The following is a 15,272-nucleotide window of genomic DNA, read 5'->3' as shown; positions in this document are numbered from 1 at the left end:
CAATATGTCCAGTATGCATGCAGTGATTTGCCTCTTTGATTCTGACATTCATGCCTGAATATGCCGGAGCATGTCAAAGGTCAGTCATTTTGTCAGAAAGGAGTTTCCAGACTGGCGCCCCTGCTAAGGCAATATTCAGCGCAGAACGCATCAAAAGCTTCGTCTCTGGGAGAACTTGTCTTGTTCTTCTTATTATTTTCGCTTTTATAGATATCGTATAAGCGTGTTAATTCAAAATCATACAGCTTCTCAAGCTCAGCTGGCAGGGTATAGCGATACAAATGAGGCATCAGCGGACGTTCCTTTGCAAGCTCAAGGTATCTCTCCTCATCAAAGTCCTCCCCGTTTATCTCCCTGAAAAGCTCACGTACTGATTCATCACTCCTGACTGTTATATAAAACTCTTTGACAATAAGAATACTCAGTACAGTCTTGGCTATAACAGCTTCTAAAGTCTCTCTGAGACCATATCTGTCAACTGCCTCCTGAGCATTACTGTTATTTATGTTATTGCTGCTGTCACCCATTTATCTGTCACTCCATGATAACTAAAACATTTTGTACATAAATGTCATGAATACTAATCTGCCCTGAGCTTATATTTCATGATACCACTTATGATCCCTGAACATTGGCACTGCAGGAGTCCCTTGAATTATGACACTGGTGTTATCCACAACAGACCTGCAAAACCGGCGTTATCCCCATACCTTCAGCCCAGTAGAAGTCTCCATAATATATGTCACAGCCGGCATCTCCGGACCTGTGTCCATGGATGTCTCACTGAAATTATGAAACCTGTGTATGTTTTGAGGGATTTATTTTACCTGTTGCATGCCTTATGACCATAAAACGGGACTTGAACAATTAAGCTGCTGCAGGCAGAAATCAGCTAAGAGGACTTGTTTTCCTTAATAACACTGAAAATACTTGCTACCAGCGCCGCATGCATATAAGCCTGAATAAGAGTGGAAATCAGTTCATTCCCCATCAGGACAGCAACATGACGTGGAGCTAAACTTCCATTGAGAATGGTGTCAAGGATATGAAGCTCATGCAAGTTAAGCCCATTGAGCACCTTGAGGCATCCAAATCTGTAAAAATCATCAAAATCCATATCTGGATCGTACAGCTCCCTCATATCCTCAACTGCACCTTTTTTACTTAACATGTCATCACGCACTTTCATCAAAAAGAAATCCGCAAGCTTGACAGATATATCACAGAACTCAATATCTCCTGAATTGACAGAAACGTCTAGAACCAGTTCACGCCAGCTTTTTCCAGACTCATGCTTGCCGGCAAACTCCTCAAATCTGGCAAGAAACTCATCATCATCAAGGATCTCGGCCCTTGTAGAAAAAACTTGTACACTTTTCCCTATGCGTGATGCGTTAGATATTATGCGCTCAAACATCTCTGCTGCTAAAGCCGTACTGAGCTCCTGTTCACTCTTATGGCTGTCTTCATGATCATGATTATCCATAAACATTCTCCTGGTTTGCTGTTCAAATCAAGTGTACAGTCTGTGCCATAGTTACCTGCACCATGGTTACCTGTACCTGTACCTGCATCACTATACCTTACAAAACGTTTTGTATGAATATTCTGTTATTCCTGCTATCAGGAACTGCCAGTCTCGTCTCTGTCATGCAAGGGATATTTGTCTGGAAAAAATATAAACCACTTATACCTGGACGTACCCTGGTACATATTGCTATTTCTGCTGTTTTTTAGCCAGGACAGGCATTGACAGGCCCTTTACAAAGCTCAAGCCGATCAAAAAAAACATTTTTGTCAAAACAAAAAGCCATCAGTCGGTTCCTCTGGCTTAAGATCGTAATGTCGCGCAGCGCTCCCTCTGCTGCAGGACAGGCTCATTGACAAAAACGCCTGATCAATAAGATATTACTGCAGATTGTGATACTCATCATTTTATCGGGCACTGTGCTGTAATCATCTCTACTCGATAAGGCTGCATATCCCATACGGCTATCTATGACAGAAGCATATCCTGCCTGCTGCCATAAATGCTCCACAAATGCCTGCCTGGGATCGCGTCAAAATGCCCATTCAAACGTCCGCATTCCAGGCAGCCCCCGACAGCTGTACCACAGGCCCATTAAAACGTATGCACCACCCCCACTCAAACAGCAGCAACACAAGCTTCTTCAAGCGGCCGCGTTAAATGCACTTTTCACCATAATCTTAAATGTCGACTTCAATCACCTGAGAGCAAGGTTGGCAGCAAAGATCTGGAGAACCTGCCTTAATTTGTAAGTGGCTGGGGCATGGGGGATGCACCAATGGCCATTTTGCCGTGATTTTGGGCAAAAAGGCGCACTAATGGGGCGCTGTGTTCTTTTGTGATAAGATTAGTGACCTTATTTTCCGCGCTTGCTTAAAGGAAGGTATTAAAAGTGCGCTTAAAGAAGTTTTTAGATTTTGCTCTGGCCATGGGTCTGTGCTGCTCTGTTGGCCTTGCCAGTGCTGAGGAACAAAATCCTGCTCCAGCTCCAGCTCCAGCAGCTGCCGCCCCTGCCGCTGCCGCCCCTGCTGCACCAGCGGCTGCTCCTGCACCAGCTGCCCCGGCAGCACCTGCAGCTCAGGGTACTCCGGCTGCCCAGACTGCTGAAGCCCCGGCTGCTCCAAAGCCTAAGCCAAAGCCAGACGCCAATGGCTACTGTGTAGGTTGCCCGGTATGGGTATCTGACAATGTAAAGATCTGGACACGTTCCGGTCCATCCGAGGGCTACCGTGTAACCGGCACCCGTCAGATTGGTGATGAGCTCACTTTCCTGCGTTACTCAGACAATGGCCGCTGGGCTCAGCTTGGCCGTGGTGATGACACCTTCTGGATGCCGCTTGAGAACCTGACCCCTAATATGACTGGCGCCCCTCTGGTTCAGAAGCTCTCAGACGAGATCAGCTCTCTGCAGTACCGTCTTGATAACTATGACAATGAGCTGGCCCGCCGTGCCAAGACTGCCGAAGACCTTGCTGCTGCTCTGACCCGCGAGAACAGCCAGTTAAAGAGCACCCTAGCCAACAAGGATGCCACCATCAATGAGCTGGACGAGCTCTACCGTGAGTATGCTGACCGCCTTGAGACCAAGGAACTGGACATGCAGATGCGCTGGTGGATGCAGGGCGCCATGATTGCCCTGTGCGGTGCCGTAGCCGGTGTAATCTTCGTATTTATTCCACGCCCAGCCCGCAGACAGAGACGCGACCGCTACTGACAAAAGTACGAGATCCCTGAGCTTCAACGCCTGCACAATGTCAGGCTGCTCCAGCCCGCAGCCTTCCCGGCCGGACCATTGCAGCCACATTTACAGCCCCATTGCTCAGGCAATCCATTACGAATGCTGCCTTACTGCACAAGGGCACAGGCCGCCTGCTTCAGGGACTCGTGTCACCATGCTGTCAGCCTTTAGCCTCAGGTAAAGCCGTCTGACTGTCTAAGCTGTAACGTCGTACTGGCCAGACCTGATATACAAAAGACTGAGCCAGTCTTTGCCTGCCCGGTCAGGCTCATATTTAAGAAGCTGTTTACCCACCAGGGGTAAACAGCTTCTTTCGTTTCTGCCAGTCATAATCCAGGTGTAAACGGATTAATTTTCAGTCAGTCTCTGGCGATGACCCCCAGGCTGCTCACCGTGCTACGGACAGCAATGCATGCAGGCAGGCAAGCACTCAGACAGGCAGACAGACAGACAGAAATACCGACAGGTAATCCAGCAGCCCCGGCAGGCAAATGAAATTGTGCAAGAGGCAGGAGGCAAGACCTGCCCTTGACCATACAAGCAGGCATGCCTTCCTGCCTGCTTGATTGTATGCATACCTGCGAACCTTCATGCAGCATGGTCATACCACCTGCAGCAGCCTTAGCCAGGACAGTGCTATGGAATTTGTCAGGCATGTGGCAGGCATGTGGCAGTACTGGCTGTCCGGATCATTATCCTCATGGACTGCATGCCGGACTGGATACCTGAGAGTTGTGGGGTGATGCTTAATTTAGCTTCAGCTGTCGATGTGGAGGGGAGAATAAATTGAATGTAAAGAATATGTTGTTAACATGCATCATGGCTGTAAATACAGTGAAAACGAAGCTTGTATGCAAGCAAAATGCGATATTTACGTGCTTTTAGAGAAGATCAGGCTATCTGGTACAAACAAGGTGTAAACAGAAAGCGAAGCCTTTTTGTAAACAGGCTGTTTAGATCGACTCCAAAACTATGGACTGCACTCCCGGTTTATGGTATTTTCCGGCTGGACAAAAAAATAACACTAACCATCGAAAAGCCCATAACTGCGCTGTTTTTTCTCTGGCTATGGTACGTAATGCCGGACTTAATTAACTGCTATCAGAAGTACTGTCCCCGTTTATTACATTGACCGTCTTATGTGGTGCTGTAAATATGATGTTAAGAATCTGCAACATTGTATATTAACCATGCAACTCCCACTCACAGGCGATTTATGCACACAGAGCTTTTGTGTATCATAATTATCAGATGGCAGGCTGCAGCGTTTTCAGTTCTGGCCATCAAGGTTAAACACCTGACCTGTTACCCCTGTCTACGCAACTCTACGCAAACACTCTCAGGGCGAACAGTCAGATAATCAACGCGGGGAGTTCTCAGTGCAGTACCCATGCGCTGTGCAGCAGATAATGCAGGCTGACAAACCCTGCATGAGCTGTTTCCCTGCATGTCCCAGTCATAATTAATTCAAAGTTTTTCTGAGTACTTTCTACACGGCAACTGTAATAGCATGTGCAGACCGATCCAGCCCCGGCAGAGATGTGAGCTGTCGCGATGGATGAAAGCTCAGCAGGAAAAGGTTATCAAAGGCGCATACCTGTATTAACTAAGCGCCAGCTCCATCTTCAGATCCGTGATTTGATGCACGGATTCACCAAATGTTTATCCCATAGCACTGTCTTACGTGAGCTCCCTGCAGCACAGCCGCTGTTTCAGGACCATCGTTACAGATATGACTGTGCTCAGGCCAGCGTTACCTGCAGCACATGAGTCCGGGCTGTTTCAGAAGCAGATTCACCTCTGCTTTATCTGAAAACTGCCAGCCGTTAAGCCACAGATAACTGATACCCCATAAAGGTTTATCAGCCTGTGTAACTGAGCTGCCCCGCCTCTTGCCAGTCATCTGTCAGCCTCGTAAGGACAGTGCCGCCGCAGCGTAAGCCAGCCAGACAAAAATGCATTGAAAGGCCAATGCTCATGCTCAGCACCTGAGGCAGAATATGCCTGCAGCGCCGGGCTGCAAAGATCTGCCATGCAGACAGCTCAGCCATGCAGACAGTGTATGTCTTAAAGTCGGACGGTCTTGCTCTGCATTGCAGTCAAAAGCTGTATGACAGATGGCCCTGCAATGCAGACAACAGCTGTATGACTGATTGCTCTGCACTGCAGACAACAGCTGTATGACAGATGGCCCTGCAATGCACAAATTACTGCCTGAGCAGCTGCAACTTAAAAATATGCAATTTGCTGCAACTCAGCTCCCTGAACCTTAAGGTTAGTGCATGTCATGACCTCAGGAAGCTCAATTGTCTCTATCAGACAGTCCTTATAAAAAACTAAAGACTGACAGCCTCTGCAGATAATGCCAGTGGCATCTCATTGTCATACCATGACAGATAAGCATGAGTGTGCAACAGACGCATGCTAAAACTGGCAGATAAGACTTCTGGCATATCAGGCAGCTTACACACGCTTTAACAGGACGATGCTGCTGACAGGTAAGCGCCGGGCTATTGCCGGTACAGGCCAGGTTACGTCGTATGATGACTGTGCAACAGGCCGGCAACAGCGACAGACACCTGCTTAAGGGCCCCTGTTCCCTGCAGGGCCGGTTACTGGAAAGTCAACAGTGTCCTGATCTGACTTTATTTACAGGCCATACTGTCCAGTCAAATCAGTAATCGACTCAGTCAGACTGAGAAAGCTTTAATGAGGGCTGATAACAGCAATATGTAACCACATGGGAAAAGTTTACTGACATGATCTCACAAACACGCACCGGGAGGCGCTTTGTGAGTGCAGGAGGCAGCCGCATACCATATGCCCTGGCAGCCATGTTCACCTACTGATAAGGGGGTTCATCTATGAAAAATAATGCAGAGCAGCGCAGGCTGATCCGCCATACAGATGAAACCAGTGCCATGCTCAACGAGGTATGGTCACTGGCAGCTCTTGGCAAAAGCACCGATGAAATCATCGCCTTGCTGGACAAGAAGCTGTTCCCTGACCCGGACCCTGCTGTCATAGAGAACATGATTGACTCATATATTCTCAAGTATGAGCAGTTCATGCACAGCTCCGTTGCAGGCTTCTATCCTTTTGTCTTTGTCGACACTATGACTGTAAGCCTGTCAGCATCAGCTGCCGACGCGCACGATCTCAGTGATTTCCCCGAAATCGGTCCGCTCTTTGAGCGTGTCAGCCGCGCTCATAATCACGGCAACGGCCATGCTGCAGAAAAGCCTGTGTTCTCAGGCCTGGTGCAAACTGCAGCAGATGACTGTATCTCCTCATTTTCAAGCCCGCTGTCATTATTTGAATATGATGAGTCTGATGAAGGCTGCGTACATGAGCCATGCCCCGATGGCGGCACCTGCACCCACCCTGGTCATCTCCGTCAGGCTGCCTTTGTCATAGGCCTCAACTGCATGGGCTATAAGGAAATCCTTGATGTGGCTCTGGTTGACCCGGCTGAATGCCATCTTGACGCCAGCTCTGCCCTGAATTTCTGGAAAGCACGCTTTGCCCGTCTGAAGAGCCGTGGGCTTGAGGATCTGGTCTTTATAGTTGGCCCTCACTGCGGTGCTATCAGTGAGGCCATGAGAGCGGTCTGGCCTGATGCCCACTACCAGAAGAGCGTCATGCATCTTATCCGTATGTGCATGGCCCGCATGAAGAGCCGAGTCTGGCGTCCGTTTACTGCCTCATTAAAATCAGTCTATACAGCCGACAGCCAGGTATACTCCCGCCGTGCCCTTGAGGAACTCAAAAGCAGCTGGCAGGAGGAAGCTCCAGAGGCCACTGAGTTCATTACCAGTACCTATGACTCATCCATCGCTCCTATGTACGACTTTGGCAAACAGGTACGGCGCCTGATTTACACTACCAACTCCCTTGAGTCGTTCTACAACAGCATGCGCCGCATTACCAGGGGCATGACCTTTGCCGATGAGCTCAGCGCAACAGCCACACTTATGCTGCGCCTTGATTTTCAGATTTCTCCACAATGGCTTAAGAAATCATCCCCTCACTGGAATAGCGTTCAGTGTGAGCTCTTTGCCAACAAGCGCAGCTCAAAAATCATGTACCGCACCAGCCAGTGGCAGAACCGCTCTACTCCACGCTGCGCTATCTGAGCAAGCTGAGTCACACCAAACTTTCCCGGCATGACATGGCGACCGCAATGCGCCATGCCATGCATACCTGGCGCCATGCAATGCCATTGCCATGGATACCTGGCGCCCAGCAATGCCATTGCCATGCATAGCTGGCTACCAGCAAGGCACGGCGCCGTGCCGTGCACACCTGGCAGCACTGTTACTGCATGGCTTAAAACGGAAAATGAAAACCTGCACTGCTTAAGGCAACAAAGTCTCACTGCCCTTCTGAATAGTCAGGAACATGGACTTAAGAGCACTGTAGCCTGTGCCGTGCTACGCGCGGCCCGGAAATCCAGTGCCAACGATCAATCTGCTGGACACAGATCTGATCCCCCACAGCCGAGCTCAAGCCATGCAGGTCAAATGCAGTCATGCCTGCCCGAACTCCCGACTGTCTGGCTGCCCGGCTGCCTGCATCATTCATGAAGGTACGCATACAGCCAATCGGGCTTACCGGGCGACAGGCCGGGAAGCATACAGACATGTTCAACGGGCATTAGTGCATACAGGTTTGTCCATGCATTAGTGCAGACGAATGTGCATATGCATAAATGCGGACAAATGCAGAACTGTCTGCAGGAAAACACCTTCGGGCACCTCTCTACGGGATCCTGTAGATCCCAGGCATGACAGCAAAATAGATTACTCAAAACAGCCATAAAGGCCTGTTCAGAGTCAAAAGGTAACTTACACACTTTCTGTTAAGCGGCAGTTGCGCAGCAGCTCTGCGCATGCTCTTGCAGCATAACGATATGAATACTGGACTGTTATAAGTACGGCAGCAATACTGCTATCTGCCCTGGCTGAACCTGGCAATACCAGCAGCTCCAATCAAGCTGCCCAAAGCCAGTCATCCAAGGCTCAGCTCATACCCGGGGCGGCACACCTGAATGGACCCTTTAACCTGCATCAATCCTTGCTGATGCAGCACCTGCTGCCAGTGAACAACATCCTTACCTGCGCTCAATCATCCCTGGGTATTTAATTATTTTGATACTGGACAACCTGATTTCCGGCTGACTGCCGGCCTGCAAACTAATAATGGCAGGCTGGCCCGGATAAACCGTGCCATACCCGGATGATCTGAACTGTCATGACCTGACCAGATCTCAACTGAACTTAGCTAAGCTGACCAGGTTCAATCTCCCCGGCTATGACCAGGCCTGGCCTTGTGGGAGCACGCAGCAACATGCACCTCCCAGGATTGCATTATCGACTGCTGCATGCTCAGCAGAATTTCAGCTCTGCTTTTGCCCATCAATACAAAGCATGCCCTTGCATCGCCGCGCAGAGCGTTACTGTTGATTGAGCGGGTGTCACGAAGACATTACAGACAAGAGAAAAATGCAGGGCGGGTGATGGAAAGTTGGCCGTATAAGGTGCAAAGGCTCCATTCCTTGACCCTTGGCGCTTTGCTGATCTTGCTGGTTGACAGGCGATATGGCCTGCAATGTCATATGCAGATCTGCAGCCATGGTCAGGTATGAGCTTGAGCCGGTGCTCAACACAGTTTTATATATTCAAATTCATTTGTTTTCAGGCATGGAAGCAGAATCAAAGATTCATTTTCCATGCTTCTGAATGTTCAGCGTGCAGTGCACGCTTTATTAGAACGAAATAGTGTGAGCTACGGCTTAAAACCGCGATGTAAGGCGGTTACAGGACCCGTGTGCCATGTATAATGTATCTAGCATTTACAGGTGAAATGAGCAGCTTTGCTATTTCTTTTTACAATTTGGGATACCGATCACTATTTGTAAATTTTAACAGTAAGATGTTCACTGCACTTTGTCATACTGTCAGTTAAACCGGTTTTCTGCTCAAATGCAGCTGATTAGCATATTCAGGCCGTTTTCCGGTGGTGACAACCAAATTCAAACAGGCTGCGCTCTCACATGTAAAGCCCGCTGTAAAGCCCCGGACACAAAAAATTCCCTGAAGACCGGGTACAAAAATCAGTTTACGTGCCGTTAGTATAGCCAAGCAGCTGAAGATCAATAATCTCCGGGAGTTCAGATGTCCGTCACCAGGCTGCACAAGTAACACTTAAATAGCCCTACAGGCCCGGACTAGACATCAAAAGGGCCATACCATAAAAGCAGTTTTTCCCTGGCAGCTCGTATCTGAAAGTCCCTGCAGATTCCAGTTCACTTCCATCAGATACAGCTAACAATGTTTCCCCTCCGTGCGTCCTGTCATGGGGTTGAAAGCGCTCTACAGCTGACAGTGATAACTTAATTACCATACACAGGACAGCCTGACAGTTTAGCTGCAAATAAGAAATAAGGCGGAAATGACATGCAGATCTCAAATGTACTCACAAAAGTAAGCAACGCAGTTGCCAGTGGCCTTACCTCTACTGCAGAAGAGCGCAAGCGTTACTTTGGTAATGGCCGACGCGCCTTAACTTTCGATCTTTTCGGCTGTCTCATTAATCATCGTATGCTTACCCACTTCGTAGGACAGGTGGGACGTGAAAACAATATCAATCCTGAGCTTACAGAGCGTAACTTTCAGCTTTATCTCGAGCGCGTCAAGTATGGCAGTGACTTCATGACCTACAGCGATGTGCTCAACATGACCATGGCCTACATGGACATGACATTCAATACCAAGGTATTCTCCCAGGCTGCTCCTGAACTGATGATCGTATACGGAGATATGCGACCACATCCTGACGTAGTTCAGTCTCTGCAGCGTCTGCGTGCTGCCGGCTTCGAGCTTTTCCTGATGGCCAATGCCAATATTCAGATGGTACAGCGCCAGTTTGAAAACCTTGGCGGCGTATTTGACGAAAAGACTGTACTTACAGCTGATGAGTGCCGCTGCTACAAGCCAAATGCCAACTTCTTCAAAGCTGCAGCCGAGAAGTTCAAGCTGCGTACTGCAGATCACTTCCACGTATCATCCGAATACTTCCAGGATATCGTACCTGCAACCCGCATGCGCTGGCTGACCGCATATGTTAACCGCTCACAGACCGGCACCATGCCTGCATTTGAGCCATCAGTAACCCTGAGCACCTTAAATGATCTTGAAGAAGGCTTAATCTACGCCCGCCGTAAGATTGAAGAAGAAGAGCAGGCCGCCCGTGAGCGCGAGGCTGCTGCCAAGGCTGAAGCCGAGGCCTCTGCCGCTGCCAAGGCCCGCGCCGAGCATGCAGCCCGTGCCCGCAAGCTTCAGGCTCAGCAGCAACAGATGCAGCAACGTATGCAACAGCAGCAGCAAATGCAGCAGCAGCAAATGCAGGGCCGTGGAGGTCGCCCAGGTATGCCTCAGGGTCGTCCTCAGATGGCTCCTAACATCATGGACATCAATGATGATATGGTGGAATTTGGCGGTTTAGCCCCTGAAACAAATCAGTACTTCACTCCTCAAAATGACAGGGATATGGAGCTGGCTGCAAAGATGAGAAATATGCCTCCAGCAAAAGCCCGTGCCCTGGCAAAGGCCCGTGAGCGTGCCATGGCAGCTGCACGCGCCCGTACCTGAAACAAACACAGCGCGCTCCTGAGGAGTGCATCAGGCTGCATTAAAGCAGCCCCAAAAGTCCAGGACAGCACAGCTGCCCCGGACTTTTTTGATCCTGCATGCCCCACACCCCACCTGAAATAAGCTACTAATCAGGCCCAGCCCACACGTAAATCCTGCATGACCATGGGTCGGCAGCAAAACAGAGCCACACATTGCAAGCCTGTCCACCCTCGGCAAAGTGGCCCCCAGGGTCTGACCAGTCCCACCATGCAAAATGGGTCCCCCATGGTCTGACCAGGCCGGCCTTGCAAAATGGGACACCCAGGATCTGACCAGGCCCACCTTACAAACTGAGCTTCTGACCAAACCAGCTCATCCCTCCTCCATCAGTCCTTTCTGACCTGCTCTTACATGCTCCACAAAACGTATACTGTTTCGTATTGCCCAATGTCAAAATTTTCGTCAAAGACGATAAACATGCCATAGAATGCCTGTGGGTATGGCATTTGCTGATAGCATTTTCTGATGTCAAATTAATGAGCTGTCTGTCGCAGCCTCGCAAACAGACAGCTCCATGAGCACAGCAATAGCAGCCCCTGGCTCATTGGATGTTTGTCTTTGCCCCTGCACCTGATGCCATTTGCCTCAAGTCATACAAATTAAGCGCAGCATCATCGCTGATACACTCAAGCGTCCAGTCAGTCGATATTAAGATATGCAGCCCAGTTTCAGGTATGTTGCAAACTCTGCTGATCCTGCATCTGATCTGTAGCAAGGCTTGCAACCACAGGTACTCTAAACGGTACAGCATGCCGCCGGGTAACACAGGGTGCAGCATCCTACCGGGTAACACAGGGTGCAGCAGTCAGCATGGCCAGTATTGCCCGACTGCAGCCGCTCTCATTACAACTTAGAGGATCAAATTTGAAACTGTAATACTTTTGAGTTTGTAATGTGAGGAGCAATTGCGCTGTAACATGACCCCACGCTCATAAAATACATATGAGGCATACATGTCTGTTTTTTCATAAGGCGGCATACGCGCTATAATGTTGCGGTCACCGTCCCTATTGTGCCTTGCAGCATAACTTTGCATCTTATGAGATCACTGATATAGCAGATCCCTGATGATTCAAGGTACACGGTCCAGGGACTGAAGTGTTATTGTGTATGGATTCTGGAAATGCCCGGTACAGCCACGGCGGCTTGTCGGCAAATAATAATGGAGTAAGGATAAGCTCATGTACTTAGAGTATTTTGGCCTCTCTGACTACCCTTTTGATGGCTTGCCTGACCGCCGTTATTACTATGTTGGTGGTGCTCATCACCAGTCCTTAAGTCTGCTCAGCGCTGCTCTGTCACGCTCTGGGTGTCTGTGCGTATTTACCGGCGAGTCCGGCTCTGGCAAAACCACTCTCGTGCGTATGCTGATGCGCTCACTGCCACGACGCATGCGTATTATCAGCATAGACGATCCACGCCTTGACCCTCAGATGCTCCTGGCCACCATGCTGCGCGCCTCAGGCGTTGTTGCTACCTCATTTGAATCCATTGCCGAGCTGACCTTAAAGGTCAGACAGATGCTTGAAAGATCCATTGCTCAGGGCATTATAACCACTGTTATCTGCGATGAAGCCCAGGGTCTTTCAGATGATGTGCTCGAACAGATCCGCCTGATTTCCAATATCGAAGGCGAAGCAGGCAAGATGATTAACTTCCTGCTGGTGGGCCGTGAGGATCTGCTCAATCATTTGAACAAGCCTGAGCATGAAATGCTCAGAAACCGCATCAAAATCTTTACCACCCTGCCACGCCTCAAAGAAAGTGAGGTTGGTGCCTATCTTACCTTCCGTCTGCAGAAATCAGGCTGTTTACGCCCTGTATTCACCAACAAGGCCATTGCTGCCATTGCCCGTCACAGTAATGGTGCTCCGCGTCTTATTAATGCCATTGCAGACATGTGCCTTACTCTGGCCGCTCAGAAGAAAAGTGAGCAGGTCAATGGTTCCATAGCCCGCAAGGCTGCTGCCATGGTACTGCACCATCAGCAGGGCGGTATTGCAGGTTATGTACGCAACTTCATGCGCGAGGCCATGTCCCTGTCTCTTTATGCCCGTATCGGAACCATAGCAGGAGCCGCGCTGTGCGCCGCCCTGGCCTTTGGTGGTGCCCTTGCGATCATGAAGTACTACTACCCGGTACAGACGCTGGAGAATGCTCTTATCAGCGACGAGCAGATTAAACAGCGTTATACCATGGTGGCTGACTATCTGCTCAAAGGCCGCAATGCTGCCAGCCGTGAAGTATATTTCTTCAATCACGCTATTTCTCAGTCATACTTCAAGTCTGAAGCCCTGGCCACACTCTTCAAGATTCATGGCTATGCTGTAGCTGATGCAGAGCAGGGTATCAGTAACGAAGTACTGCGCTCAGTTAATCTGCAGCGCTTCTATCAGACCGGCAGCTTTGAGGAAGCAATTTCCTACAATACCCCGGTACTGATTTCATTGATTGATGACAATCTCACCCCTTTCTATGCAGTACTGTATTCCCTTAATGAAGATGTTGGTCAGCTGGTTATTGGCGACTACATGTTCTCGGTGAAAGCCTCCTACATCAAGGATCGCTTCATGGGACAGTACACACTGCTGCATCCTTACATTGGCAATCTCAGCGAGCTCAAGTCCCGTATGACTGACGTGAGAAAGAACGCTGAGAACCGTCTGCGTCCATTCCTTAATGCTTACCGCAACCGTGCCCTCGAGAGTGCCAACCGTGAGGCCTATGCTGCCCTTATCAAGTTTGAAAAGCAGAAAGATGAGGTCAACAAGCTGCGTCAGATGATTCGCCAGCAGGTACTCAGTTCCCTTAACTCCGAGCACAAGAGCGATGCTCAGCTGGAAAAGGAGCTCAAGAGCTCCATCAACTCTGCTCTCGAGCAGAACGAGGAGTTCCAGAGCGCCAGCACCCTGCTCAAGAAGCTTGAGGAAATCAGCGCTGCACGCGAAGTGCGTGCCGATGAAATCAGGACCATTTCTCTGCGCCTTGATGACGGCTACCGCCGCGCCATGGACCTGTTTTTACAGGAGCAGCGCCTGTCTGAGGTTAACCAGCGCGCTGCAGCTCTGCTGACCCTTTCAGGCTATGACGGCCCACGCCTTATCACCGTAGTCCCGGGCGAGGCTGAATCTGAGACCGGGCAGGCCCCAGCCAGCGGTCAGGCAGCAGGCTCCCCAGGCGGCAAGACCACAGCCATTGAGGCCCCTCAGCCAGAAAAAAAGAAGTAGCAGCAAACAGCGGCATATGGCAGCTTGCCAAAACACCAGTTGCCATCCGCCGGACACAATCATTTGCACCGGTATTGCATCCTGTTTCAAGGCAAACAAGAATCAGGCAGCACGCCACAGCTGACATAAGCTGACATTAACTGACAGTATTCAACTGAGCACAAGAGTATCTGACCATGAGTGCTATCACGATAAGCGACAAGGAAAGAGAGGAAGCTCTGTTTGAAGTTTCCTTCAACCGCTGGAGAGCCCTTAAGCTGTTCTCCTTTACCTTTGCGTCCTTTGTTATTGGCCTGGTAATCCTCTACTGGACCCTGGACAGCACTTTTACAGCTAACGTAAACACAGCTCGTCAGAAGCTGCTGGCTCTGTTTGAGCAGACAGTAGAAAACAGCCAGATGACACCTGTTGCAACTGATCTGTTTGAAAATGTCGTGACTTTCCATGGCCCGGCTGACTTTGATAATGTGCAGTTTATTCTGGTGCCAGAGCTGGATTTTGAAAAGGAAACAGCCCTGGAGCGTGTACGTGGCGAGAAGCGCATGGTAGCCCCTGGTGTTTATGAAATACGCTTTGTAAAAGACACAAGATACGAAGACACCACGGACGCTGCCAAGGAAGCCTCAGAAGGCAAAAAATCCTGATTGTCACTTTCTAAAAGTTCTACCTGCACAAGCCAGCTGAACATGCTAATAATCCCGCCTCCGGCAGCTGGCAATAGCCCCACCTCCATAAGCTGGCAATAGACCTCACTTCCGTCAGTTGGCAATAACATCAGCCCCCGTCTGATGGCAATGCTCTCTACTTATGTCTGCTGGCAATACCCCCTACTTACGTCAGCTGGCATAACCCCCATCAATGCAGTGGCCACTCATCTCAAACATACAGCACTGCAATTGCTTCTGCACTATACGCTATACACCATACTATTACTCTTACCTCAGCTCTTACATCCACTCAATGGACCGTCCTAAAGCCCGCTCTCCCGTCTAAGTACGAGCTCATAGCATCTATTTGTGCACCTGCACGCAATACTTATAGCAGCCTTCAATTAAGTGCCAAAACACTCTGTCTTGTCGCTCAGT

At 49.7% G+C, this 15,272-nt stretch carries 7 protein-coding genes; 5 read left to right on the top strand and 2 right to left on the bottom strand.

Annotation, left to right across the window (positions count from 1 at the left end; genetic code table 11):
* Window positions 1-92: 92 nt before the first annotated feature.
* Together MXE41_RS00430 and MXE41_RS00425 are read right to left on the bottom strand one after the other, a co-directional pair.
* Window positions 93-527, bottom strand: coding sequence for a hypothetical protein (locus tag MXE41_RS00430; protein WP_247098974.1), 435 nt, complete (start codon window positions 525-527; stop codon window positions 93-95).
* A 365-nt stretch (window positions 528-892) separates the two neighbouring features.
* Complete coding sequence (locus MXE41_RS00425) at window positions 893-1,486, bottom strand: hypothetical protein (protein ID WP_247098973.1); 594 nt, start codon at window positions 1,484-1,486, stop codon at window positions 893-895.
* 934 nt (window positions 1,487-2,420) lie between these two features.
* Here MXE41_RS00425 and MXE41_RS00420 point away from each other — a divergent pair.
* The 5 genes from MXE41_RS00420 to MXE41_RS00400 all read left to right on the top strand — a co-directional run bounded on the left by MXE41_RS00420 (window position 2,421) and on the right by MXE41_RS00400 (window position 14,831).
* Window positions 2,421-3,242 carry a TIGR04211 family SH3 domain-containing protein gene (locus tag MXE41_RS00420; protein ID WP_247098972.1) on the top strand — a complete coding sequence of 274 codons (822 nt, stop codon included), beginning with the start codon at window positions 2,421-2,423 and terminating at the stop codon, window positions 3,240-3,242.
* A gap of 2,888 nt (window positions 3,243-6,130) precedes the next feature.
* Window positions 6,131-7,402: a transposase gene (locus tag MXE41_RS00415; protein WP_247098971.1), complete on the top strand. Its 1,272-nt coding sequence runs from the start codon at window positions 6,131-6,133 to the stop codon at window positions 7,400-7,402.
* A gap of 2,322 nt (window positions 7,403-9,724) precedes the next feature.
* Window positions 9,725-10,918 (top strand): HAD-IA family hydrolase, encoded by a 1,194-nt coding sequence (locus MXE41_RS00410; RefSeq protein ID WP_246978178.1) that lies wholly within the window; start codon window positions 9,725-9,727, stop codon window positions 10,916-10,918.
* A 1,223-nt stretch (window positions 10,919-12,141) separates the two neighbouring features.
* Window positions 12,142-14,187: an AAA family ATPase gene (locus tag MXE41_RS00405; protein WP_247098970.1), complete on the top strand. Its 2,046-nt coding sequence runs from the start codon at window positions 12,142-12,144 to the stop codon at window positions 14,185-14,187.
* Between the two features lie 176 nt (window positions 14,188-14,363).
* Entirely contained in the window at window positions 14,364-14,831 is a 468-nt protein-coding gene (locus MXE41_RS00400) for a hypothetical protein (RefSeq protein WP_247098969.1), read from the top strand.
* Window positions 14,832-15,272: the final 441 nt, after the last annotated feature.

It is taken from the genome of Anaerobiospirillum sp. NML120449 (assembly GCF_023051105.1).
In the GTDB taxonomy this organism is placed as follows: domain Bacteria; phylum Pseudomonadota; class Gammaproteobacteria; order Enterobacterales; family Succinivibrionaceae; genus Anaerobiospirillum.
The sequence above is the reverse complement of the archived record's forward strand: the minus strand, read 5'-3'. Positions and strand labels throughout refer to the sequence as shown.

Excerpts from the sequence above, each read along its gene's own strand:
- MXE41_RS00430 (WP_247098974.1), bottom strand. The coding sequence starts at position 527 with ATGGGTGACAGCAGCAATAACATAAATAACAGTAATGCTCAGGAGGCA.
- MXE41_RS00425 (WP_247098973.1), bottom strand. The coding sequence starts at position 1,486 with ATGGATAATCATGATCATGAAGACAGCCATAAGAGTGAACAGGAGCTC.
- MXE41_RS00415 (WP_247098971.1), top strand. The coding sequence starts at position 6,131 with ATGAAAAATAATGCAGAGCAGCGCAGGCTGATCCGCCATACAGATGAA.
- MXE41_RS00410 (WP_246978178.1), top strand. The coding sequence starts at position 9,725 with ATGCAGATCTCAAATGTACTCACAAAAGTAAGCAACGCAGTTGCCAGT.
- MXE41_RS00405 (WP_247098970.1), top strand. The coding sequence starts at position 12,142 with ATGTACTTAGAGTATTTTGGCCTCTCTGACTACCCTTTTGATGGCTTG.
- MXE41_RS00400 (WP_247098969.1), top strand. The coding sequence starts at position 14,364 with ATGAGTGCTATCACGATAAGCGACAAGGAAAGAGAGGAAGCTCTGTTT.